The organism is Chryseobacterium sp. Leaf394, from assembly GCF_001424105.1.
Taxonomy (GTDB): Bacteria; Bacteroidota; Bacteroidia; order Flavobacteriales; family Weeksellaceae; genus Chryseobacterium.
In genome coordinates this window covers 1,986,886-2,009,847 of sequence record NZ_LMQH01000011.1, presented here as the reverse complement: position 1 = coordinate 2,009,847, position 22,962 = coordinate 1,986,886, and the positions used below count along the sequence as shown (strand labels likewise).

The window sequence follows — 22,962 nt, the reverse complement described above, 5'->3', positions numbered from 1 at the left end:
GAATATCTTTAATTTGATGTTATTACTTTAACCCAACTTTAACAATTAAAACACTGTTTATTAACATATAAACGAATAATTTTGCAATAGATGAATACTAAAATATTCTTTTTGTCGTTTCTCATGTTTTTTTTGTTCCAGAATTCAGTTTTTGGCCAGACAGAATACAGATTACTGGTGAAAGAAGGCAATGTGAAATTCAAAGGTAAAGACTATGACGGTGCTTCATCTAAATTTTCAGAAGCGGTAAAAGTGAATGGTGAAGACTTTGCGGCACATTACAATCTTGGAAACGCACTGTATAAAAGTGAAAAGTTTGAAGACGCCAAAGCAGAATTTTCAAAAGCTGAAAAACTGGCACAGAATGTTGAGGATAAGGCAGCAGCTCTGCACAATCTTGGAAACGCCTATATGAAACTGGATGACGCCGAAAAAGCAGCAGACGCCTACAAAGGTTCTTTGAAACAGAAACCATACAGTGAACCGACGAGAAAGAATTACGAAATTGCAATGCTCAAACTGAAAAAGGAGCAGAGAGATAAAGATCAAAGCAGCAGCTCCGGAAAATCGGGCGGCGGCGATGATCAGAACAAGGGAAAAGACGGCGATAGCAAAGACAAAAATCAAAGTCAGGGAAAAGGGCAGCAGAATGAAGGTGAAGGGAAAAATCCTGAAGATGCCAAAAAGGGTAATACCGAAGGCAGACTTTCAAAGGAAAACGAGAAAAGATTACTCGACCATATTGGTGAAAAAGAAAAACAGACTGCAAGAAGAATTTTAAATGACAATTCTTATTCGATGCCCGAGAGCAACGAGAAAGATTGGTGATGAAAGAAAAATTTATTTACATACTGATATTATTGACCTCCATAGCTACTTATGGTCAGGTCAATTTGACGATGAAATCAGACAAATCTGATTACGAAGGCCGGGATGTGATAAATCTTACGATCGTTCTTGAACTTAACGGTGACGATCTCGTTCAGCAAAGCCCCTTGAAATTACCTGATCTGTCAAAATTTAATATGGTGGGAAGTGGTTCTTACCGTGATGGGCTTTTAGATCCTGAAAGTAATATCAATGCCTCGAAATCAATCACCAGAATCGCTCTTGAGCCCAAACAGAAAGGGAAAATCAGGATTGGATCTGTCTTGGTAACCATCAACAATAAAATTTACAAAACCGAGCCTTTCGACATTTTCATTAAGGATATAGAGAAAAAGGTTCCTGCAAAGGCCGTTGCTTCCAATGATGTTTATCTCAATATGGAAATAGACGACCGTGAAGTCTATCAGGATCAGCCAACAGTCGCTATCCTGCGTGGATACTCAAGAAATATTGATAATCTGAGAAGGGTAAAAAACATCAGACTTCCGGAAGAAGATCATCTGGATGTTCATCCCATTAATTTTAATAAATCTGAAATTGATCCTACCGGAATTTCAAATATGCCGACACAGATACTCGCTGTGTTTATGGTTTTTCCAAATGAATCAGGTTATGTGGAAGTTCCGTCGGTTTCGGCATCGGTGAGTTCGTATTCAAACAGCAATAAAATAGTTTCCAATAAGGTAAAACTTAATGTAAAAAAACTTCCTGCAGATGCTCCTGAGGGTTTTAAAAATGCAGTTGGTAAATTTAAGGTTGATGTTTATAAATCTACTGACGAAAAAGTTGAAGCTAAAAAACCTATTAATGTCACTGTCAAGGTTTCGGGTGAAGGTAATCTGGCGAATATGCATTTGCCTGAAATTGCGAAATCTGAGGATTATGAAATCTATGCGCCGAAAATTGTCAATAATTTTGTTGTTGGCGAAGGCGGTTTCACAGGAGATATTTCTGCGAATTACATCATTATCCCACACAAAGCCGGTATTTTAAATATTAAAACTGAGGAGTTTTCATTCTTTGATCCCGAAAATGCGCAGTATGTTGCTCTCGGTGGCAAGTCTTTAGTCTTAAATGCGTTAACAGCGGAACAGCTTTATGACAGTAAAACCACGGTTGAAAAGATGAATGATTACACCAATGATTTCCTTGAAACGGTGGACAGTCCGGTTTTGAAAACGACAGCATTTAAAGTAAAAGAAAAAAGAAAGTTCAACTGGAATATTTTACTAATCAATATTTCAATATTTGCAGGATTACTGATGCTTTATTTCGCATTTAGAAAATGGCAAAAAAAACAGCGTTTGGTTGCTGAAAGCGTAAGCAGTAAACCCTTGGGTTCTGTAGCTGAAACCGAAGCTGAAATAAGAGAAAGACTTAAAACGGATACCACTGATTATTTTTCATATCTAAATAATCTGAAGGAAGAACAGAATTTTGACGCCTTCTTTTCTACCGTTGCAGAATTGGATGCTGAAGTGCGAAGTGAGTATTTCGAAGGTCAGGGAGGGAGTTTCGTTTCATTTATCGAAAACTTCAAAGGCCGTTCGGTAGCAGAAGAGTATCAGAATCTGCAGCAGCGCATCCAAATGGAGAAATATTCACCTGTACATTCTGAGCAGTCTCTTGATGAGCTGTATAAAGATATCGTTAATATTTATTCTAAAATTAGCAAATAATCATTTTTTATTCATAATTTTGCGAAATTATTAAAAATTGATTATGAGTGAAATTTTTGACGGTTTTTCTATCAAGGAAATAATCACCTGTTTCATGGTACTTTTTGCGGTCATTGATATTCTTGGTTCAATTCCGATTATTGTAAGCTTAAAGCAGAAATTCGGACATATCGATTCCAAGAAAGCATCCATTACTGCTGGTTTGATTATGATTTCTTTCCTGTTTGTTGGAAATAAACTTTTGAAATTTATTGGTGTAGATATCAACTCGTTTGCAGTTGCTGGAGCATTTGTTATTTTCATTATTGCGCTCGAAATGATTCTCGGTATCGAAATCAATAAAACCACTGAAGCTAAAGCTGCATCAATCGTTCCTATTGCATTTCCTTTGGTTGCAGGAGCAGGAACCCTGACAACTACGCTGTCTTTACGTGCGGAATTTCATGATATTAACATCATTTTAGGAATCGTACTCAACACAATTTTCGTATATTTGGTGCTGAAATCTGCGCCGTGGCTTGAGAAGAGAATGGGAGAGGCAACGCTCTCAATTCTGCAGAAGGTTTTCGGGATTATATTGCTTGCGATTTCAATTAAATTATTTACGGCCAACTTTACACAGCTGGTGCAGAATTATATTCATTTTTAGGTTATGCAGAAATTTTATAAAGTATTTTTAGTTATTTTTATTGTGTTTACAGCAATCAACGTTTACGCAATAGATTGGAATTTGAAACTGACAGAAGAAGACAATTCTAAATTTGTGTTCTCTGCAATCGCCGGTATTTTGGGCATCGCAGTAATTTTCGTATTGAATACATGGAGTAAAATCAGTGTAAAAAAATAATTTGGATTTATTATTCAATCAGAAAGCCTTTCAGAAATGAAAGGCTTTTTCGTTATTTAAATACAAGATTTTTCAGAACGGCTTCAGATTTCAGTTCGGTTTCCTTCCATTCTTTTTCCGGACTGCTTTGTGCTGTGATGCCGCCTCCCACAAAGAGATGAACGGAATTTTTATACAGTCTTGCACAACGCAGATTCACAAAATACTGAATGTAATCGTCTGTTTCAATTCTGATATAACCGGCGTAGAGTTCTCTAGGAAATTTCTCAACTTTCTCAATAATTTCAGCACAAAAATCTTTTGGAATTCCGCAAACAGCAGGCGTTGGATGAAGTTCCTGAATAATTGAATCTAAATTTTCAGGATTGATCTTTATTTTAAAATCTGTTTTTAAATGTTTGATATTTCCGGAAATGTGGTCGTAAGTTTCTGACTCTTCAACAGAATCTGTACCGCTGTATTTCTGTAAAATCGTTCTGATGAAGGCTGAAACCGGCTTCTGTTCCTCGATTTCTTTTTCAGTCCATTCCTCAGAAACAGGAATTGTTCCGGCAATACTCATCGTTTCAAATTCATGGGTGGACTTGTTGAATTTTCCTAAAACCTCAGAAAATCCGCCTATCCATGATGATTCACCGTGAATGAAAAAATATTTAAACGCATTAGGATAATTTTTACACAGATTGTCGAAGCTGCTTTTTAAATCAATCTCTTTAAAACCGTCGACTATTTTCCGTCTTGAAAGTACCAGTTTTGGAAGATTGTTTTCCTTAATAATTTCAATCACATCTTGCAGCTTTTGAAGATATTCTTCTTTGCTTTCTGCCATGAATTGAGTATCGTCATCAGCTAAAATCTGAGAATTTAACTGTAAACTATTAAAATCTGACTGATTTTTTTCAATGATTTTCCCAGATATTTCTATTTTTTTATCATTATTAAAACTGTGAAAAACAACAGAATTAATTTCTGAATTTTCATCTGTGGAGTATAATTTTTCGTCGAATGGAAATTTGAAATAAATCATAATGGTGAAGCATTTTAAAAACTTTTATTTAGAAATAAAATACGTGATTCCTAAACCAAATTTTCTTTCAGCAAAGGTATTGTTAGTCTTAAAAATGTCAAAACGAAAGTCATTGTTTTTTAAAGAAAATCCGTTCAGTTGATATTGCTGATAATCCACCGAGAGCAACAGATTTCCTAAAAGTCTGTACTGCAATCCGAAGGTAAAACCAAAATTGTTTTGATTGCTGGTAAAATCTTCTTCTCTTGCCAAAATTCTGTTTTCAGGAACAAGAAATTTCATTTTATATAAATTCCGGTTGAGTGAAATTCCTGCGAAAGGTCTGAGTTTTTTCCATTCGTAAATTGCTTTTAAGTTCATCGCGAATTCAAGATGATCATCATTGAATTTTTGAAAAAGAATGGGCTGATTGTCTTCCGTAAAATAAAAACCATTGAGGAACGTCTCATTTTTAGTGGCATCAAGCTCAAAAGTCTGATTCCAGTGATAGAGATTTGCCGACAGCTGAAGCGAAAATTTTGATTTAAAAAAGCTTCGTGAAATCCACAGACCAATGTTTTCACCAAACTGATTTCTCCCGGATGTGCTTTCGGACCAGATATTTTCTTTCATTCCTATCCCGGCATCGGCTCCGAAGTTCCATTTTCGCGTATTGTTAATGTTATCAGATTTTTCTGACGGAATTTGTTTATGGATTAATTCTCCTGCTGAAATTTTTGGAATACCAATATCGGTGAGTTTAAAACGGACAGCTTTTTCCAGATAAATGGTGTCATACACGACTACTTTCTCATAGACATAGACCGTATCCACTTTTTTCCGTTGGGCAGACACGGAAGTTAAGCTAATCAGAAAATAAAATATCAGGAATCTTTGCATCATAATTCAGCAGTTTATCTTTCAATAAAAACAGTATCTCTCTGAATAACTTTTTTTACTACAACAACTTGCTGTACGGGGTTTTCTACTGAATCTTTTACTGGTTTTATGTGCGTTGGTGTTGATTTTTTTTCTTCTATTACATTTTCAGTTTTCACCGGATCAACATCTTCAGAAACTGTTTTTATGGAACTTAAATTGGTTTGAACTTCTTTATCGGATTCTATTTCCAGGGTTGCAATTTTTGGTGTTTCTTTTTTACTGACTGGTTTTGAAATATTGGAAGAAGATGTTTTTGATAAATAATTATTCTTATTAAAGAAAAGAATTGACCCTGTAACGGTAATTACAGCAGTACTTCCAAAGATCATACACTGTTTCCAAAAACTTTTGCCTGAAGAAAAGCTGAGTTGGTTTTTGCCTGAATGTGAGAGAATTTCAAAACTCTTTTCAGGTACAATCGCAAAATCTGAAAATTTGCTTTGGAAAGTGCGTCCCCAAAGACTGTTTCCCAACCCGAAAAAAATAAGAAACAAAGCCGTTTTGTTTTTTGGAGTTTCTTTATTTACAAAATGAGTCATCAGATAATTCTGCACCGATTTTTTTGCTCGCAACAGATGAGATTTTGAAGTGTTGACCGGAATTTTCATCAATCCGGAAATTTCTGAATGGGAATAATTTTCGATAAAATAAAGATTGAAAACTGATTTCTGCTGCGAAGGTAGACTGTCAATAGACTGTAACAGCTGTTCTCTTGTAAAATCGTATGCTAAAATGTGTTTTTGCTCGTCGGTGGCAGAGTTTGTCATTTCGGTGAAAGTATCTGGAATTTCTGAAGGTTCGATTGTAAAAGAATGTTCTTTGCTGGTCTTTCTGATCAGCTGTAAAGCGTTGTTGACTACAATTTTTTTGAGCCATCCAAAAATTGCTTTTTCATCTTTCAGCTGATGGTTTTTCTGCATCGCCGTCATAAAACTTTCCTGCACAATATCTTCCGCAGCCTGAAGATCTGTGATATACCTGCGACAAATCCCCAAAAGTTTTGGGGAATAGTCTGTATAAATTTGTTGCCAGTTTAAGGTTTTTTCAGCCATTAATTTAATTTGGAGCTACAAAAATTGAATTGAAACATCCCCGCGAAACATCCGGAAGAGACAGCATTTCAGTATTGTTTACATAAAACTTTACTGCCTTTCCACCAACTGCTGTATTGTATCTTGTCATGTATATGTTTTGATCTTTTGAAACAAAATGGCCTATACTGGTAAAATTATTTGAATCACTGATTTGATTTAACACATCATTCTTATAATAGAATGTACTACCTATAAAATAGCGGTCTGAATTATCCAAAACAATATCTTTAATTTCACTTGGAGTAATAGACGCAGGAATCGTCAATTCAGTATTGTTAATGATATTTTTTACAGATGGAGTTCCATTAGAACTCAGTGTAAATATTGAAATCCCTGAATTGTCTTTCAGAAAATATTTAGGGAAGGTGTTGTTTGAGAGAGAAGCGTAAACAGTATTTTTATAAAGTACAGTTTCCCAGTTAAAAATTCCGCCGGAAGGTGAAATATTTCTGCGTGTTACCGCGTAGACATCGTTATTATAAACACTTAAACAACCCGTAAAAGAACCGTAATAGTCTGTATTTTCCAATACAGTTTTAACTCCGTTTTTCCAGTAGCATATCTGGTACTGATCTGATGTGGAAGTTGTTGAAGGGTTTTTTATAACTCCAAAGAAATAAACATTTCCGTTCTCTACAGTCATATTGTTCCATATCTGGAGATTATCATGTTCATTCATATTATTGGGTGCAACATTAAGATATTCTGCAAGATTGTATCTGCTACCGTTTTTCCAGAAATACCATGCAGGTATTACGTGATTTCCTCCAAGTTTTTGAATATTATTTGCTAACATATAAATATTTCCCTGATCGACTGTAATGCTTGTACCCTGAAGGTTTTCACCACCTGAAAGAAGCGTTTTCTGGTTATTTTTCCAGTAACATGCATGAAATTCATCTACCCCTCCAACGTAGACATCGTAGGACTGAATATTTTTTTCTAAGGTTTCATTGTCATCACTGTTTGTACATGAAAAAACAAAAGTCAATGAAAGTAAAAATGGTAAGATTAAATTTTTCATAATTATTCTTTTCTCTAAAGATGGAAAAATGTAAAAAGGTTGCAGATAAATTATTGAAAAATTACAGGTTTTGTACTTTTCTGAATTTTCACAATGTGATAAGGCTGTGTAATTACGGTTGTGGCATCTCCAATGAGAAGTTTGTCTACTTCTACAGTAATGTTTAGAGGGTGCTCAACAGCAGTCATAATGTCGATGGAATGACCACCGCTATTCTGAACCTGATCAACTGCAACGAGAATCATAAACTGGTTAAAATTGATATTGGTTTCAGTAAAACTTCCTGAAACATTGTTGGTTGCATCTGCCTGCGCAAGAAAATTATTCCAGTCGGCAGTATTGGTAATTACTGAATTTTGTGGTGTTACATAAGTTCCACCGTAAAAATTTCCTTTTCCAATTAATGAAAAGTTCATGGGCACAGGTGCAACTGCATTCTGCTCGTCATCCTGACATGAATTCAGAATAAAAAAAACAGAGCAAAGAAGAAGGAATACAATTTTTTTCATGATGTATAAATTTAAGAGTTTCAATTATATATAAGATGAAAAAAAATGAAAAGGTTGCAGAAATGCAACAAAAAAGGCTCAAATATTTTTGAACCTTAGATATTTTTCAGTCGGGTAGGATTATCTGTTAATAATATTATTCGTCATCGTTGTATGACTGATCAGATTTCCTTTTTCATCCTTAATTTCAATTTCTGAAACGTGCATGGTCCTTCCTTTTCGGATAAACCTTGCGAAACCGGTTACCACACCATCTTTTTTACCGCGAAGATGATTGGAATTGATATTGGTGCCCACTCCAAAATACTTTTCACCATCAATAAAAATATTAGAGAGGCTTGAACCCATTGTTTCAGCCAACACGCAGGTTGCTCCGCCGTGCATAATCCCGAAAGGCTGATGAATTCGCGGTAAAACAGGCATTGTGGCTGTTAAGGTTTCATTCTCAAGATCAATGTCGGTAAAATGAATATCGAGTGTTTTTGCAAAAGTTTCTTCGCCCCAATTGTTGATGAACGTTAATATTTCTTCTTTGGTTTTGTCTTTTATGTACATGTTTTTATGAGTAATGATTAATAGGTAATTTTGCTTATGGCTTATGGCTTATGGCTTATGGCTTATGGCTTATCGCACATTGCGATTGTTTTCGGAGGTTAATATTTGGGTACTCGAATCACGTATCCCAAATCGCGTAACCCGCAATCCCCGTAACCCGCATCTAATTCCCCACTTGCCCGCTCCCCGTGATGTCCGGATTCCAGTTGGCTGGGATTTTTGGAACGATGTCATATTTTACGTAGTAATCTTCAATTTCCTGCATGATTTCTTCGTAAGGTAATGATGCTAGTTTTTCATAAGAAATAGTGTAGCCCAAATACATTGTTTTCCGCTTAAAATCTCCGGCAGCCAAAACGATAGGAACTTTTGCTGCCAAAGCCATATGGTAAAATCCTTTTCTCCATTTCGGAACCCAGCTTCTGGTGCCTTCCGGTGTAATTACCAAACTGAAATCTTCTTTCTCAAACTGTTTAGCAACAAAATTTACGAGGTCATTTTTTTGGCTTCTGTCGATTCCCACACCTCCAAGACCTTTCACTACAGAGCCGTACCAGGCCTTAGTGTGAGCGTCTTTGATAATAATTTTGATAGGTTTTTCCAACGCCCAGTAGGCGAGGTTTCCCAGTAGGTATTCAGAATTGTGGGTGTGTGGAGCAACCACGAGAATACATCTGTTGAGAACGTTGGCATCGCCCTGCAAAACGACTTTCCAGCCTATGGTTTTTAAGATCAGTTTACCTAATAACTTTTTCATGAAGATTCAGTTTAAAACAAAAAAGTATAACCAACATCATGGTTATACTTTACAAATATATTGAAATATTATGGCTCTTAAAACAGACTGCTGATGAAATCAGCTATCACTACTGCAATTTCTAAAACGAGTTGTACCATTTTTTTAAATTTTTTTGTGTTGGGGTTAATTAATTTTGTACGAATTTAAGAAAAATTCTGTTGATAATACACAAAAAGTTGATTTTTTTGTGATTATTCTGAGAGAAGAAGGGTGTGAACTTCAAACAATTGGCTATTCATCCACACCTTCTGCCACTCTCGATGGTTGGTTATTTGGTTTGTATAGAGATTTCTTTTTTGTTGGCATTCATTTTAATGTCCACATCCTTTATTTTTTCGAAATCCACTTTCACAGAATCCATCATCTGTTTTGCTTTTTCCTTCGGATATTTTTTGCCATTGATGATGACGCTGTCTTTATCGCCTTCGGTATATTCAATCGTTGAACCGTTGATGGTAATTTTGTTTTTCTCAATTTTCACTGAGTTGTCGTTGTCACCAACTTCCATATCGTTGTCTTCTTCATCATCGTTGATTCCGTTGTTGTTTAAATCTCCGTTAAAATTCAAACCGTAATCTTTTAATCCAATAACTATTGTATTCTGAGGAATTACGAGTTCGTAATCTACGCTGTAGTCTCTGAATCTCTGTCCGTAAGGATATTTAATATAATTAGGAAGAACTATTTTATTGTCAATCACTTCTACAGGAACGCTCACATTGATAGGAAAGTTGTAACCTTTCGCTTCTTTTTTTACGATCAGATAAGGTGTTTTAATGTTTGCTTTTCTTGTAACATCCACATGAACCCAGTCTTTTTCGAAAACAGAAACTTTGTCAGAATACAAATCATCATCATAAGCCGTAAAATTCTGAGGAATCGTAACGTTTTTCATGTCAACATACAGGGTGTCTGATAAAGTATTGATGGCAATTTCTTCCACATCTTCTTTATGACCTTTATAAATCATTTCTCTTTTTGCAACACTCACTCCGAAGAATGCTCCCAGGCCAATCACTGCAATGAAAAGTGCTCCAAGTACCCATCCGATATTTCTAAGTCTAGTTTTTGGTGAGAAAATTTTAATACTTAATAAACTGAAAAGTACAGCTGGAATTAAAGATCCAATCACACAGATCGCAACAAAAAGATTGTATAAACCGTCGTCGTCAAAATAGAATTTCATTTCATTGGCTCCAGGAAAATCAGAATCAATCCCAAAAAGTCCGAAAACCACGAATACACCTATGATACTGCTGATCGCCATGAATGCGAAGAAAGCTCCGACGATGTATTTTAAAACATTCCAGATTCCGCTGCTGGTATTATTGATGTAGGGTTTACTTTCAATATAAATTTCTCCCGCTTTCGTACCGGCTTCATTTGCAAATTGTACAATCTTGCTGGATTCTTCTTTTAAATTATCAAAATTCAAAGGTTTGCCTTTCATTTTTAAAAAATCTGAAGCTGAAGCCGCTTTTGGCAGAATCGCCCAGAGAATAACGTACAACAACGGAACAAAAAGCATTACTGGAGCTCCAAAACACAGGATCAAAAATACGCCGATCCAAAGTAGTCTCATGCCAGTGATATCCATTCCGAAATATGCTGCCAAACCTGCACATACACCTGCGATTTTCTGTCTTTCAGGATCACGGAAAAGTTGTTTTCTGTCGGAATAAATTGTTCCTGTAGTTTTTGTTTTGGTATTGTTTTCAGAATAATAAGCCTCTTCTTGTTCTTCAATTTTTTCAGGGGAACCGATTTGAGTGATTACTCTTTCTACATCACTGTCATTGATCACTTCACGCTTTCCAAGCAAATCTCTGAAGATTTCCACCATTCTGATTTCGATATCGTGCATTACTTCGTCTGCTTCAGCTGCATCCAGAGAGCTTCTGAGAGCATTCAGGTAATCGCTGAGCTTTATATATGCGTGTTCTTCTATTGTAAAAGAAAAACCTGCCAGTCCTATTGAGAGTGTTTTGTTCATAGCTTTTGTTTTTAAAGTTTTTGAGTGATGTGGTTTACAGAATCTGTAAGTTCTTTCCATGTGTTTTGCAGTTCAGCAAGAAAAGTTTTTCCTTTTTCTGTGATCTGATAATACTTTCTCGGTGGTCCTCCGGTAGATTCTTCCCATCTGTAGGAGAGAAATTCTCCGTTTTTCAATCTTGTAAGGAGCGGGTAGAGGGTTCCTTCCACAACATCCAGTTTTCCTTTTTTCAGCTCGTCTATCAAATCAGAAACATACATTTCTCTGTTGTTGATAAGGCTTAAAATACAGAATTCCAGAATCCCTTTTCGCATTTGCGCTTTGGTATTTTCGGTATTCATTGTTAAAGAGGTTTTATTAATTGGTTATAATTTTCAGAAATCAGTTCCTGGCCAGTGAGCCTATTCCGATTTTACATTACAAAGATATGTAATAAAGATGGTAATATGCAATACAAAGTAGTTAAATTAATTTTTTAAATTATTTAAAGTATTGATTTTCAGTTAAATAAATTTTAGTTAAGAATTTTTTAATTTTAATTAAACCCAATTTTACATCCATATTTATTATTTTTGAACCATGAAATCGCCCAACAAAGAACTTTATAAGCAAGCAACTACGAAGATTTGGCGATAACATCTGACAATTAAAAAAAAATAAAATCTACAGATGAAAATCCAAAAAGAAATCGATTTTATCATCGCCGTTGATGCTTTGAAAAACGTTCAGAGAAGAAATTACAACGCCGATGATTCCAGAAGAGAAAATACGGCAGAACATTCCTGGCAGATCATTATTTTAGCACAAATTCTTTTTCCTTACGCCAAAAACAGGGCAGATATTGATCTTCTAAGAGTGATCAGAATGCTTTCCATACATGATCTGGTGGAAATTGAAGCGGGCGACACCTTTATTTTTGATGAAGTTGCAATGGTTGGTAAATTTGAAAGAGAAAAACTGTCTGCCCTAAAGATTTTCGGAATTTTGGATGAACCGATCCGTTCAGAATTCTTTAATCTCTGGATGGAATTTGAAGAGGAAGAGACGCCGGACGCTATTTTTGCCTGCGCCATCGACAGAATCATGCCTTTTATTTTAAACTCTCATACTTCGGGAAAAAGCTGGACTGAAGCTAAAGTCACTGAAGTACAGGTAAGAAAGATATTGGAAAATGCCATTTGCAGAGCATCTGAAGAGATGGAAGAGGCTTTTCACCATTTAATGAATCTCAATCTGGAATCGGCGAAGGTTTTAAAATAATTAGATATCTCACGCAGATTTTGGTGATTGAGCTGATTTCTTTTTAAATTTTAGTCTGATCGCAAATTTTATTTAAAACACGAAGGCTTCGACGGGCTCAGCCTGACAATGCGTAGCTTAAGCGTTTAGTATTAGAGATGTCATGCTGATCCTGTCGAAGCATTTTCTTCATAAAATTTCATATGCAAAATCCGCACAATCTTCGGGAGGCGGAAAAAATGGTGTGCAGATTGTTTCTATTTCAAAAAATAAGCAATGCAGACAAAAGAATACAATCGCGAAGAGTTTGATTATCATCAAAGCGAAAACAATTATACACTGTCGATTCCGGCAAAATTTTTAGATGCAAAAAGTTTAAAAATTAAAAGAAAGAATTCCGATGGAACTTTTTCTGATGCAGATGTTGTAATTCGGGAACAAAATCATGAAATACTGATTATTACAAGTGTTCCGATGGATATTTTAGTGGAAATTTCAGATCAGGAAATTTAGATCTTATTTAAAGAAAAAGGTTTCGGCGAACAATTAAGTTTTCCGAAACCTTTTAAATAAAGACTGAAAGTGACGAAGTGGCAGTCGAAAACTACCGCTCATCTATTATAAAATTTGAATTGGTTTCTTAAATTCGTCGATGGCTACAAAGGTAAAATCGCCTGTAATTGCTTTTTCTCTTTCGTAAGAATACATCTGCTCGGTGAAAATCTCAACATTCACTTTCATACTCGTTTTTCCAACGTGGGAAACTTTTCCGATTAATTCCACAATAGTTCCGGCGGGGATTGGTTTTTTAAAATCAATTTTGTCGCTGCTTACAGTTACCACGCGTTTTCTTGCAAATCTTGTGGCTGTAATAAAGGCAACTTCGTCCATCAGCTGCATCGCGGTTCCACCGAAAAGCGTGTCGTAATGATTGGTTGTGTTGGGGAAAACGGCTTTGAAAATTCTGGTTTCCGAGGCATCAATTCTTTCTTCTGTAGTCATATTTCATTATAAATTTATGCGAAAAATGAACTTTACTGAAACAAAAAGAATCTTTCAGGAAGGATAATTCCCGAAATAACATTTGGTCAATAAACTTCAGATCGCGAAAGTTTTTTGTTTGAAGAAACAGGCAGGTCTCCTGACTTGTAACATCTTTATTCCTTCCCATGCACTGTGCACAGTGGTTTTTTATAAAGACTCCGGTTACTTACAGTTGCGCGACAGTCCGTGATTTTCACACGGTTCCCTTTTCATTTGCGGTTAAGCAAAACCAGTTTCCCGGAAGATCATTCTAGGTGATTTTCCGCCGGCAAAAGTACAAATAAAGTTTGATTAAATTAGGAATGAATATGTTTTGTAGAAAATTTGAACCATTAAGATAGATTAAGCTGTTAAGGACAAACGACTTCATATTTTTTAAGGTTTACCGAGGTAAAACATTAAGGTGGACGGTTGAAATTTAATTTTGAACCTGTACTGTCTGCTTAAATCAATTTATAGATCATTAAAAGCTTAACCAATTCATGATCTTAATGTTTTAAAATTCCAAAAATTATTCAGGATTGCTGTAAATAATCTGACTGATTACTTTTCCTTCCTTCACTGTCCAAAAAGTAGTGTAACGGTTTTCACCTGAGCCGTTGATCATATAAATGTAAATATGATCGGCATCCATTGCCGTAACACCTATATTTTCAAAGTCGGTGGTTGGGTCAAATAAATTTTTGATAGCATCACGAACGAAAACAGTTCCTCTTCCCGGCTGCTGCACACGGATGGATTTTACCTCTGTAAGTCCTTCAGGCAGGGTTTTTCCGATGCCCCAAGGTTTTGCTTTGTCGATTTTAATGATGTTTCCGTCAGCATCTTTTTCCTGTCTTTTAAAACTGGCGTTGGAAGGGTAGATGTCGATCACTACTTTCGTACGTTGTGCAGTCGGAAGTTTTTCATTGGAATTGTCCGTAAACGTGTAAGATCTTCCGTTTTTAGATTTTGACGGTGTGAATTTCGGAAGTTGATCGATGAAAGCGACACGGTCTTTGTTCACCATACCTTCTTTGGTCAGGCTGTCGTACCTCACGAATGGCTTTTCGTCGTCAGTTTTTTCAGCATATTTAATCCAGATCCATTCGGTTTCTCCCGGAGCGGGTTTTACGTAAACGAAAACATCCCCTTTTTTCATTCTGATCTTATCAACAATCTTGCGGTAATCTTCCTTGTGTACACGCACCATCGCATAACCTTCCTGTGCTTTTACCACTCCAAACGGAATTTTGTTTTGCGCATCGATTAGACTCAAAGAAAATATACTGAATAAAGATAAAACTGCTTTGTTGATGAAAGTCATTTGAAAGAATATTTAGCTCAAAGATATAAATTAAATATTTTTCGGGAGATAATTAAGCCTTTGCAATTCTGTTAAATCTTTAATTAAACTTAAATTACCTTCAGAAAGCAGGAAATTTTCATCCGAAATCTCCAAAACATCCTGATACTGATGATCCGAAATCAGAAATCCTTTTTTGATCTGCTTTTTTATCATTGCTTTTACTTCGGTTATGATTTTTGGTGAAAGGCTGTGGAAAGGCTCATCCAGCAAAATAAATTCTGCCTTTGAACAGATGATAAGCATTACTTCAACAAGTCTCAATTCTCCTCCTGAAAGTGCTTTTGGAATTTCATTTAAAAAAGGATGAATTAAATTTAAATCAGATAATTTTTGGGCATCTTCTTTGTCGCAAAACAATTTAATCAGACTTTTTATTTTTACATTTTTCGGCAGGAATGAGTGTTGTGGCAGGTAAGCGATTCTGTTTTTTCTGTCAGACTGTTTCTGTAAAATAGTTTCGTTAAATTTAATATACTGGGTTTCGCTTTTTAAACTTCCAAAAATTATTTGAAACAGAGTAGATTTTCCAGAACCGTTTCTACCCAAAAGTCCGGTAATTTTCCCGGTATCGAGACCTAAATAGATGTCTTTTAAAATTTCTTTTTCACCAAAAGATTTTGTAATGCTGTCGATATGGAGTCTGCTCATATAAAAGTGGCAATCAGTTTTAAACTTACCGCGAAAATCAATGTTAAAATCCATAACTGACGTCTGGAAAAACCAAAGTTTGCATAAAAGAGATATTCGTTTTTCAGTCTTAATTCATAAATAAAATAATGCATCAACGGAAAAATAAATAAAAATCCCAAACTGAAATTTTTGAAATTTAAACCTTGAGGCAATGTAGTTAAAAGTGAAAATAAAACCGCCGGAATGAGAATTTTTCTGTAAAAAATCCAGAGAATCTTTATATTGATCTGCATATCTGAAGATTAAGAAAAATATTTATCCATATTTAGAGATTTTTTTTGTCGCATTGTTTTAATTGTGAAAATTTAATTCTACTTTTAAACACATAAAACTATTAAGTATGATAAAAAAACTACTTCTTTTTGTATTTACTTTACTGCAGGTCGCAATATTTCAAAGCAAAACTGCTGGAGATTTTAAATCTGTTTTTTTCTGTGATACATTGGCTCCGGTAAATGTTCAGATTACAAATATCACGCAAACTTCTGTGAGTATAAGTTGGACTTTGGATCCTAATACATCCGATTATATTCTGAGAATACGCCCAGTTGGGTCTGCTGCCTGGTTAGCTTCTCCCATACAAAGTGGCAGTTCAGGAAGTTACACTTTTTCGGTGTTGCTCCCCTGTACCTTGTATGAAGTTCAGGTCGCAAAAGTGTGTCTGAGTATAGGAACATGGACAGCGCCGTTATCTTTCACAACATTATCTAATGGCAGTTGCAGTCTTTCTTTGAACGAAGTTCAGAAAAATCAATCCTTTGTAATCTACCCAAATCCCGCCACAGAAAATATTTTCGTCAGAGGAATTTCTGTTGAAGAAAACTACATTATCTATTCAAACTCCGGGCAAATTATAAAATCAGGAAAAACGACTCAGTCGTTCATCAATATTAAGGATTTGGAAAAAGGAATTTACTTTATAAAAATCAATAATGTGAAAGCAAAATTCATTAAAAAATAAAAAAAAGAGCAGTTTTTTAAATTCCCCTTTTTTTGTCTAATTTTTCAAAAGCTTTGCTGTAACGCCGCTGTTTCTGATCAAAGTTCTCAGTTCCGACACTTCATTTTCAGAAAAGTATTTCTTTGGAATCATATTCATGACCGTCTTAGTTTGATAAATCAGAAACCAATTTCTGTCTTCTCTGACTTTGTAAACCGTACTCCACGCAAAATCACTTTCGAAAGTTTCACCTCTTGTCTGAACTTTTTCAGCAGTAAAAGTGTAAATAATTTCCTCCTGAATCTTGAGATTAGAATAAAATGCGTTTTTAAGACTCAGATAGGATCGGATAAAAATGAAAATTACAATCGCAGGAAACCAGATCAGAACATATTTATAGATTTCATTAGAACCATTTTCAGAATTATAAAAATTTAATACAAAAAACAGAAGTAAAACCAAAGAAAAAATAATGATCCTCGGCAACGAATTTTTAATATTAAAATTCAGAAAATCCTTAAAACTGATATGCGTTTTTACCGTCATTTAAATTAAATCCTTTCCAGCTCATCCGCATTAATCAAAGTCTTGAAAGTTCCGTAATTTACGGTCACTTTATTCCTTGATATTTTTTCAATCGTTCCCACACTCGTGCTTCCCGTAATTCTTACGCGCTGTCCTACTTTCATCCACAGTTCACGATCCGATTTGCGTTTTTCTTCTATTTTTTCGTTGGTTTCAGTGATTTTTTCGATCACTTCTTCTTTCTTAAGCTGTTGCGTGATTTTTCTTTTCACCACTTGTAGCCGTTTGCTTTCATCCTTATCGGCTCCAATTTTTCTGAATTTTTCCTGTTCGAGAATCTTTACAAAATCTTTCACCACATCCTTCCTCGATCTGCCTTTTACATAGCCGTCGATAAAGCCTTCAATCTTGCTTCCAAACTGAAGTTTGCGGTGCTCATCCTCATATAATTTCTGGAAATTGAAGAGTTTTTGCTGCAGCTGTTCATTCAGTTTCTGAAGATTGTCCCGCTTATCTTCCACTGATTCTTTTCTTTCGGCAAGGTCGGTTTTCAGCTTTTCAACTTCATATTTTTCCTGCTGAAGCTTGACGATGGTTTTATCTAAATTAACGATATCATGCTCCACTTTTTTCTTTGCAGAATGAATGATGAATCTTGGAATTTTGTTCTTTTCTGCAACCTCAAATGTAAACGAACTTCCGGCCGAACCCACTTCCAGTTTGTACATCGGTTCCAAAGTTTCTTCGTTGAAAAGCATCGCTGCGTTCTGAGCGTTCGGAAGCTGTTCCACGACCAGTTTGATGTTGGTGTAGTGCGTTGTGATAATGGCGAAACTCTTTTTATCGTAGAAAAATTCAAGGAAACTTTCTGCCAGAGCACCACCCAGTTCGGGATCGGAACCTGTACCAAATTCATCGATCAGCAAAAGTGTTTCACCATCAGCTTCCCGGATAATTCCACCCATCTTTTTAAGTCTTGATGAATAGGTTGAAAGATGATTTTCAATGGACTGATTGTCGCCGATATCCGTCATGATTTTATCAAAGAAAAACATTTCAGATTTCGGATGCGTCGGCACCAGAATTCCGCTCTGAATCATCAGTTGAAGCAATCCGACGGTTTTCAGGGTGATTGATTTTCCTCCTGCATTCGGTCCGGAAATACAGATGATTCTGTTGTGTTCCGTTAATGCTAAAGTCTGAGGATAAATGGTTTTATTTTCAATCTTATTTCTCAAAAACAGTAAGGGATGGAATGCATCTCTTAATTTCAACGTTTTGTGACGGTTGATTTTCGGTAAAACTCCGTTGATTAATTCTGCAAACTTCGATTTGGCCCGAGTGAGATCAAGATCAAAAATATACATTTGGTATCTCCAAAGCTGAGGCTGAAATTCCGCCAGTTCCGCAGTCAGTTTTCTCAGAATTTTATCTATTTCCTTTTTCTCTTCTTCCTCGCTTTCTTTGAGTTTAAAGTAATGTTTCACCACAGAATCCGGCTGCATGTAAGTAATAGAGCCTGTTTTCGAAAGTCCTAAAACTCTTCCGACAACTCTTTTTTTATACGCAGATTTCACTGCCAAAACTCTCATATCATCTATGATCGTTTCTCTGATGTCATCCAGAAATTCACTCTGTCCGTAATTAAACAGAGCTCTGTTGAAATTTTCAGTTATCGCTTTTTTAGCATGCTGAATTTCCGTTCTCAACACTTTTAAAATTGGGGAAGCTTCACTTTTTACTTCGCCAAACCGGTTGAAAACCTTATCAACTTTATCAATAATTTCTTTTTTAAACTCCAGCTCAGAAACATCGTGAATTAAATTCGGAAAAGTTTCCGGCATTGTGGGGAAAAACTTCTGCAGTTTTCCAATCTGTTCTGTGAGGGTTTTTATTTTGATGAAAGCAACGTTTTCTAAACGGTAATTTTCGATCAGCATCAGTTTCAGTTCATTCTCAATATCTTCATATTCATCAAACGGAATCGCATTTGAACTTTCAAAACTTGAAAGGTATTCTGAGGTTTTTTTTAATGAAATTTCAGCTTCGTCAATTTTCATCGGACGGAGCTCAAGAATTTTTTCTCTCGTTTTATGGGAATATGCAAAAGGTGCAATCTCCGCGAGCAGTTGCGGAAACTCCAGTTCGTCTAAATCTTCTTTATCTATATACACATTGCAAAGATAATTAATTTGAAAATGAAATAATTTGAGAATTTGAAAATGTGTTAATTTGAGAATTTGAAAATGTATTACAAATCTTAAACTTCAACTTTCAAATCATTTAGTTAAATTTGGCTTATGAAACTTGAAACCGAAAGACTAATTTTAAAACCTATCGACGAAACTTATGTTGAGGATATTCTGAAGATCCGCAGCAATGAAATTACCAACAAATATGTGGTAAGAAATACACCCAAAAATAATTATGATGCATTGCAGTTTATTTTGATGATCAAGGAACGAACGGTGAATAATGAATCTTTTTACTTTGGAATTTCGCTTAAAAATCAACAGAATTTAGTTGGGACAATCTGTCTGTATAATTTTACAGAAGACCGAAAAACGGCAGAAGTTGGCTACGAACTGTTGCCCGAGTTTCATCATCAGGGATTTATGTCTGAAGCGTTAAAAGCAGTTGTAGATTTTGGTTTTACCTATGTACATTTACAGGAAATCGTTGCAATGACCAATAAGTTCAATGAGAACTCTAAAAGTCTTCTTTTGAAAAGTGGATTCATTTTGGAAGATGGAAGAGAAGATGAAGGTTTTCCGGATAATTTGGTTTTCAGCATCAAACAAGGATAATGGTATTTGAATTGCAATTCTAATTTTCAAATTAAATCATTCTCAAATTTTCAAATTGACATCATGACCTGGACCGAAATTCTAGCCCCGATAAAAAACACTCCCTACTTCGAACAACTCTGGGAAAAAGTAAAACAGGAATACGCCACCACAAAAGTTTTCCCGCCCAAAAAGCAAATCTTCAGAGCTTTGGAAATAACGCCTTTTGATGATGTGGAAGTGGTAATTTTGGGTCAGGATCCTTATCATAATGATTTTCAGGCGAATGGTTTGTGCTTTTCGGTTTCAGAACAGGTTGCTGCGCCGCCTTCACTTAAAAATATTTTCACAGAGTTAAAAGATGATCTGGGAATCGACAGAAGCTCAAAAGAACTTGATGACTGGGGAAAACAGGGTGTTTTAATGCTCAATGCAACACTGACCGTTCGTGCCCATTCGCCAAACTCTCACAAAGATTTGGGCTGGGAAACCTTTACAAATTATATTATCAAAGAAATTTCAGATAAAAAAGAGAATGTTGTTTTTGTATTGTGGGGCGCTTTTGCACAGAAAAAAGCCGAATTAATCAATCCGGCTAAGCATTTTATTATCAAGTCTGCGCATCCTTCGCCATTTTCTGTTTACAGAGGTTTTTACGGAAGCAAACCTTTCTCTAAAATCAATGAGTATCTGGTTTCAAAAGGGAAAAAACCTATCTCGTGGTAGTATATTCTCCGGCCTTTATAATGATAATTCCAATTTTATAATTTCCTTTCATCGACTTAGAATTAGATGACTCAGGATATGGACTTATATCTGCAAGAGAGATCGTATAACCATTGAAGTCAGCTGATTTGTGATAATTTCTACCTTTATTTTCGATACTTGAAATTTGCAAAGTCATCGGTCGGGAAGTGGTTGATATCACTTCAACCTGTGCAACGGCAACTCCGCTCCAAATGCACTGCACATCTTTCGGGCAGCGGCTGTCTTCAGAAATTCCTTTGAATGTCACATTCATTTGGTAGTCCTTCAGAAATTTATTTTCGCCTTCCTTAAAATAGATGATTTCACCTTCTTTGGTAGTTGTTTTCACATCGCCATTTTCTGCAACCTGAACTTTGATGTCATCGTTTTTTACTTTTTGAGTTTTGCAGTTGATTAAACTTAAAAATCCAAGACTTAGAATAATTGATTTGTAATACATTTTTTAAATAACATTTGTAAGATCCAAAACTACAACTAAAAACATTGCCACACCAACTACAAAACTGAATCCTGTACCGTAAAGAAATCCGATAAAGGCTCCTTTTGTAGATTTCAAGGCTTTTTTCATGTCTTTGCTGTCGTGTAAAAGTTCACCAATGAAAACTCCGGCAAACATTCCCACCAGGAATCCCAGCGGAATTGGAATAAACATTCCTACGATGGTCCCAATCACCGAACCTATGCTTCCCCAGCGCGTTCCACCATATTTTTTGGTGGCTTTTGCAGGGATAGCATAATTTAAAATGACTGAAGCCAAAGTCAGAATCACAAATGCCCAAATGTAAATCATAGACAGGTCTGCATCTGCACCATATTTGTAGATAAGCAGTCCGGCAAGACTTAAGACAAGTCCGGGCAGGACGGGAAGAATTGTTCCTATAATACCTAAAATCAGCAGAACGATGCTGAGCAAAACAATTAAAGCGTATTCCATAAATTATTTTTTAATAAAAAAAGTGACCTTTTCAGGCCACTTTTATGTATCAATTTCCAAGCCGATTTTTAAAGATTTAAAATCACATACTGAAGAATTCCGGCAGCATTTCCGATATTTCCTGAAGCGTGATTGTGGAAGGCTGTATAATAAATATAACCGCTGTTTCCTGCACCTGAACATGACCCTAAAGTTGCACCCAATGCCACCAAAGCGGGAACAGCAACCTGTGGTACAGAAATACTGATCTGAACATTCGTAGAAAGCGTGATGCACACCGTTACAAAGTTTAAAGTCGGAGCATTTCCAACCGGAATATTTGGTAAAGTATTGTCTGTAAACTGATTGGTTCTGATCATCAGAGGATCGTTAGTAGCAGTTTCTTTAACCAAAACTTCCCAATAAGCTGGGTCATAACTGGTGATTTTCTGCCATGCACCCAGATCGAAATCAAGATTCAGGGTGTTGAAGCCTAAAGCCGTTGCCAAAGGCGCATTGCTTACTGTCCCCGGAACAATTCCTGAAGAACCGATGTTTTTCGAACACAATTTAGAATCAGGGATAAATCCTCCGGCAAGATTGCAGTTGTTGGTATTGTCATTTCCGCCTACCAAATAAGCAACGTCCCAGTCTGATGCATAAATACTGCCGCCATTCGCAACAAAAACGGCAAGGTTGTTTTCAATTACCGGATAAAGATTGGCAAACTGAGAAAATTTTCTCGATCCGCAATTCAGAAATACGATGTCGTACTGAGCAAGAGTGTTCAAATTAGCCAGATCTGCATTGGTAATCTCTGTAGCGGTGTAGCCTAAGGTCTGGATGATGTCCTCGATCTTATCGTAAGTTCCTTTTACGTAAGCTATTTTTGCAACCTGAGTCAATTTGGTTTGCGTCAGCTCAAGGTTTACAGTTTCATTGGCTTTGATATTTGCCGTAGCCTGTGTTCGGAAGTTGCTTCCGTTTCCGGTCTGAATGTAAATGGTGTGATTACCTTCCGGAGCTTCAAGTGTGAAATTTCCTTCTGAATCTGATGTTGTGTGATAAATTTTGTACTGAGCGTCAAAAGTGAAAACAGAAGCGCCGCCAATCGATTTTGAGCCATTCTGCGAAGTGATTTTTCCTTTTACTTTTCCGTTTTGCACGGTGATTGCTGTTGGAGTTTCAGCTGTTTCAGAATCTGAACGGCAGGAACCAAGCGACAGAATAAGGATTAAAATGAATAATAAGTTGAATTTTTTCATTTGTTAAAGTTTTATGGATTAGTGTAGCTAAATTAAAAATTTATTACGGATAATTCATGAAATATTTGTTTTGTTTAAAATAATTCCAATAAAATAATCTAATCGCTG

The 22,962-nt window shown here is 35.9% G+C and carries 27 protein-coding genes and 1 riboswitch; of the genes, 9 read left to right on the top strand and 18 right to left on the bottom strand.

Annotation, left to right across the window (positions count from 1 at the left end; all coding sequences use genetic code 11):
* Nucleotides 1-90 precede the first annotated feature (90 nt).
* Genes ASG21_RS13915 through ASG21_RS13900 form a run of 4 tightly spaced genes read left to right on the top strand, consistent with a single transcriptional unit; the run spans nt 91 to nt 3,414 of the window.
* Complete coding sequence (locus ASG21_RS13915) at nt 91-828, top strand: tetratricopeptide repeat protein (RefSeq protein WP_056081284.1); 738 nt, start codon at nt 91-93, stop codon at nt 826-828.
* The gene (locus tag ASG21_RS13910) at nt 828-2,567 is read left to right on the top strand and encodes a BatD family protein (RefSeq protein ID WP_056081281.1); all 1,740 of its coding nucleotides are present in this window, start codon (nt 828-830) and stop codon (nt 2,565-2,567) included. Before ASG21_RS13915 ends, ASG21_RS13910 begins: the two co-directional genes overlap by 1 nt.
* A 43-nt stretch (nt 2,568-2,610) precedes the next feature.
* Complete coding sequence (locus ASG21_RS13905) at nt 2,611-3,216, top strand: MarC family protein (RefSeq protein ID WP_056081279.1); 606 nt, start codon at nt 2,611-2,613, stop codon at nt 3,214-3,216.
* A 3-nt stretch (nt 3,217-3,219) separates the two neighbouring features.
* Entirely contained in the window at nt 3,220-3,414 is a 195-nt protein-coding gene (locus tag ASG21_RS13900; protein ID WP_056081277.1) for a hypothetical protein, read from the top strand.
* A 52-nt stretch (nt 3,415-3,466) separates the two neighbouring features.
* Here ASG21_RS13900 and ASG21_RS13895 read toward each other — a convergent pair whose 3' ends face one another.
* From ASG21_RS13895 to ASG21_RS13855, 9 genes are all read right to left on the bottom strand, one after another.
* Nucleotides 3,467-4,441, bottom strand: a complete 975-nt coding sequence (locus ASG21_RS13895; protein WP_056081276.1) for a chorismate-binding protein — start codon at nt 4,439-4,441, stop codon at nt 3,467-3,469.
* A 24-nt stretch (nt 4,442-4,465) separates the two neighbouring features.
* Complete coding sequence (locus tag ASG21_RS13890) at nt 4,466-5,323, bottom strand: hypothetical protein (protein ID WP_056081275.1); 858 nt, start codon at nt 5,321-5,323, stop codon at nt 4,466-4,468.
* A gap of 11 nt (nt 5,324-5,334) precedes the next feature.
* Entirely contained in the window at nt 5,335-6,414 is a 1,080-nt protein-coding gene (locus ASG21_RS13885) for a sigma-70 family RNA polymerase sigma factor (protein WP_056081274.1), read from the bottom strand.
* A gap of 4 nt (nt 6,415-6,418) precedes the next feature.
* Nucleotides 6,419-7,480 carry a hypothetical protein gene (locus ASG21_RS13880; RefSeq protein WP_056081272.1) on the bottom strand — a complete coding sequence of 354 codons (1,062 nt, stop codon included), beginning with the start codon at nt 7,478-7,480 and terminating at the stop codon, nt 6,419-6,421.
* 50 nt (nt 7,481-7,530) lie between these two features.
* Nucleotides 7,531-7,989, bottom strand: coding sequence for a protease complex subunit PrcB family protein (locus ASG21_RS13875; protein ID WP_056081270.1), 459 nt, complete (start codon nt 7,987-7,989; stop codon nt 7,531-7,533).
* 120 nt (nt 7,990-8,109) lie between these two features.
* On the bottom strand, nt 8,110-8,538 hold the full coding sequence (locus ASG21_RS13870) for a PaaI family thioesterase (protein ID WP_082482457.1): 429 nt from the start codon (nt 8,536-8,538) through the stop codon (nt 8,110-8,112).
* A 169-nt stretch (nt 8,539-8,707) separates the two neighbouring features.
* On the bottom strand, nt 8,708-9,301 hold the full coding sequence (locus ASG21_RS13865) for a 1-acyl-sn-glycerol-3-phosphate acyltransferase (RefSeq protein ID WP_056081260.1): 594 nt from the start codon (nt 9,299-9,301) through the stop codon (nt 8,708-8,710).
* A gap of 310 nt (nt 9,302-9,611) precedes the next feature.
* On the bottom strand, nt 9,612-11,336 hold the full coding sequence (locus ASG21_RS13860; protein WP_056082417.1) for a PspC domain-containing protein: 1,725 nt from the start codon (nt 11,334-11,336) through the stop codon (nt 9,612-9,614).
* A gap of 11 nt (nt 11,337-11,347) precedes the next feature.
* Nucleotides 11,348-11,677, bottom strand: coding sequence for a PadR family transcriptional regulator (locus ASG21_RS13855; RefSeq protein ID WP_056081257.1), 330 nt, complete (start codon nt 11,675-11,677; stop codon nt 11,348-11,350).
* A gap of 328 nt (nt 11,678-12,005) precedes the next feature.
* Here ASG21_RS13855 and ASG21_RS13850 point away from each other — a divergent pair, with 328 nt between their 5' ends.
* Both ASG21_RS13850 and ASG21_RS13845 read left to right on the top strand, forming a co-directional pair.
* Nucleotides 12,006-12,596, top strand: coding sequence for an HD domain-containing protein (locus ASG21_RS13850; RefSeq protein WP_056081255.1), 591 nt, complete (start codon nt 12,006-12,008; stop codon nt 12,594-12,596).
* Between the two features lie 255 nt (nt 12,597-12,851).
* On the top strand, nt 12,852-13,088 hold the full coding sequence (locus tag ASG21_RS13845; protein WP_056081252.1) for a hypothetical protein: 237 nt from the start codon (nt 12,852-12,854) through the stop codon (nt 13,086-13,088).
* 105 nt (nt 13,089-13,193) lie between these two features.
* Here ASG21_RS13845 and ASG21_RS13840 read toward each other — a convergent pair whose 3' ends face one another.
* The 4 genes from ASG21_RS13840 to ASG21_RS20245 all read right to left on the bottom strand — a co-directional run bounded on the left by ASG21_RS13840 (nt 13,194) and on the right by ASG21_RS20245 (nt 15,890).
* Nucleotides 13,194-13,577: an acyl-CoA thioesterase gene (locus tag ASG21_RS13840; RefSeq protein ID WP_056032228.1), complete on the bottom strand. Its 384-nt coding sequence runs from the start codon at nt 13,575-13,577 to the stop codon at nt 13,194-13,196.
* Nucleotides 13,578-13,688: 111 nt separating this feature from the next.
* A riboswitch (cobalamin riboswitch) is annotated at nt 13,689-13,868 on the bottom strand.
* Nucleotides 13,869-14,130: 262 nt separating this feature from the next.
* The gene (locus ASG21_RS13835) at nt 14,131-14,925 is read right to left on the bottom strand and encodes a hypothetical protein (protein ID WP_056081247.1); all 795 of its coding nucleotides are present in this window, start codon (nt 14,923-14,925) and stop codon (nt 14,131-14,133) included.
* 30 nt (nt 14,926-14,955) lie between these two features.
* Nucleotides 14,956-15,615, bottom strand: coding sequence for an ATP-binding cassette domain-containing protein (locus tag ASG21_RS13830; RefSeq protein ID WP_056081244.1), 660 nt, complete (start codon nt 15,613-15,615; stop codon nt 14,956-14,958).
* Nucleotides 15,612-15,890, bottom strand: coding sequence for a hypothetical protein (locus tag ASG21_RS20245; RefSeq protein WP_056081240.1), 279 nt, complete (start codon nt 15,888-15,890; stop codon nt 15,612-15,614). Before ASG21_RS20245 ends, ASG21_RS13830 begins: the two co-directional genes overlap by 4 nt.
* A 107-nt stretch (nt 15,891-15,997) precedes the next feature.
* On the opposite strand from ASG21_RS20245, the gene ASG21_RS13820 reads away from it, so the two are divergent.
* Nucleotides 15,998-16,618, top strand: a complete 621-nt coding sequence (locus tag ASG21_RS13820) for a T9SS type A sorting domain-containing protein (protein ID WP_056081237.1) — start codon at nt 15,998-16,000, stop codon at nt 16,616-16,618.
* A 36-nt stretch (nt 16,619-16,654) separates the two neighbouring features.
* Here the strand turns inward: ASG21_RS13820 and ASG21_RS13815 are convergent, their stop codons facing one another.
* Both ASG21_RS13815 and ASG21_RS13810 read right to left on the bottom strand, forming a co-directional pair.
* The gene (locus ASG21_RS13815) at nt 16,655-17,143 is read right to left on the bottom strand and encodes a YcxB family protein (RefSeq protein WP_056081234.1); all 489 of its coding nucleotides are present in this window, start codon (nt 17,141-17,143) and stop codon (nt 16,655-16,657) included.
* Nucleotides 17,144-17,148: 5 nt separating this feature from the next.
* Nucleotides 17,149-19,296 carry a DNA mismatch repair protein MutS gene (locus tag ASG21_RS13810; protein ID WP_056081233.1) on the bottom strand — a complete coding sequence of 716 codons (2,148 nt, stop codon included), beginning with the start codon at nt 19,294-19,296 and terminating at the stop codon, nt 17,149-17,151.
* Between the two features lie 126 nt (nt 19,297-19,422).
* Between ASG21_RS13810 and ASG21_RS13805 the strand changes: the two genes are divergently transcribed.
* Entirely contained in the window at nt 19,423-19,929 is a 507-nt protein-coding gene (locus ASG21_RS13805; RefSeq protein ID WP_056081230.1) for a GNAT family N-acetyltransferase, read from the top strand.
* A gap of 63 nt (nt 19,930-19,992) precedes the next feature.
* The gene (locus tag ASG21_RS13800) at nt 19,993-20,634 is read left to right on the top strand and encodes a uracil-DNA glycosylase (RefSeq protein WP_056081227.1); all 642 of its coding nucleotides are present in this window, start codon (nt 19,993-19,995) and stop codon (nt 20,632-20,634) included.
* Here the strand turns inward: ASG21_RS13800 and ASG21_RS13795 are convergent.
* The 3 genes from ASG21_RS13795 to ASG21_RS13785 all read right to left on the bottom strand — a co-directional run bounded on the left by ASG21_RS13795 (nt 20,621) and on the right by ASG21_RS13785 (nt 22,854).
* Complete coding sequence (locus tag ASG21_RS13795; RefSeq protein ID WP_056081224.1) at nt 20,621-21,115, bottom strand: hypothetical protein; 495 nt, start codon at nt 21,113-21,115, stop codon at nt 20,621-20,623. The genes ASG21_RS13800 and ASG21_RS13795 overlap by 14 nt on opposite strands.
* A gap of 3 nt (nt 21,116-21,118) precedes the next feature.
* A complete protein-coding gene (locus ASG21_RS13790) occupies nt 21,119-21,610 on the bottom strand; it encodes a DUF456 domain-containing protein (protein WP_056081222.1) in 492 nt (163 codons plus the stop codon).
* A 68-nt stretch (nt 21,611-21,678) separates the two neighbouring features.
* A complete protein-coding gene (locus ASG21_RS13785) occupies nt 21,679-22,854 on the bottom strand; it encodes a carboxypeptidase-like regulatory domain-containing protein (RefSeq protein ID WP_056081219.1) in 1,176 nt (391 codons plus the stop codon).
* Between the last annotated feature and the right edge of the window lie 108 nt (nt 22,855-22,962).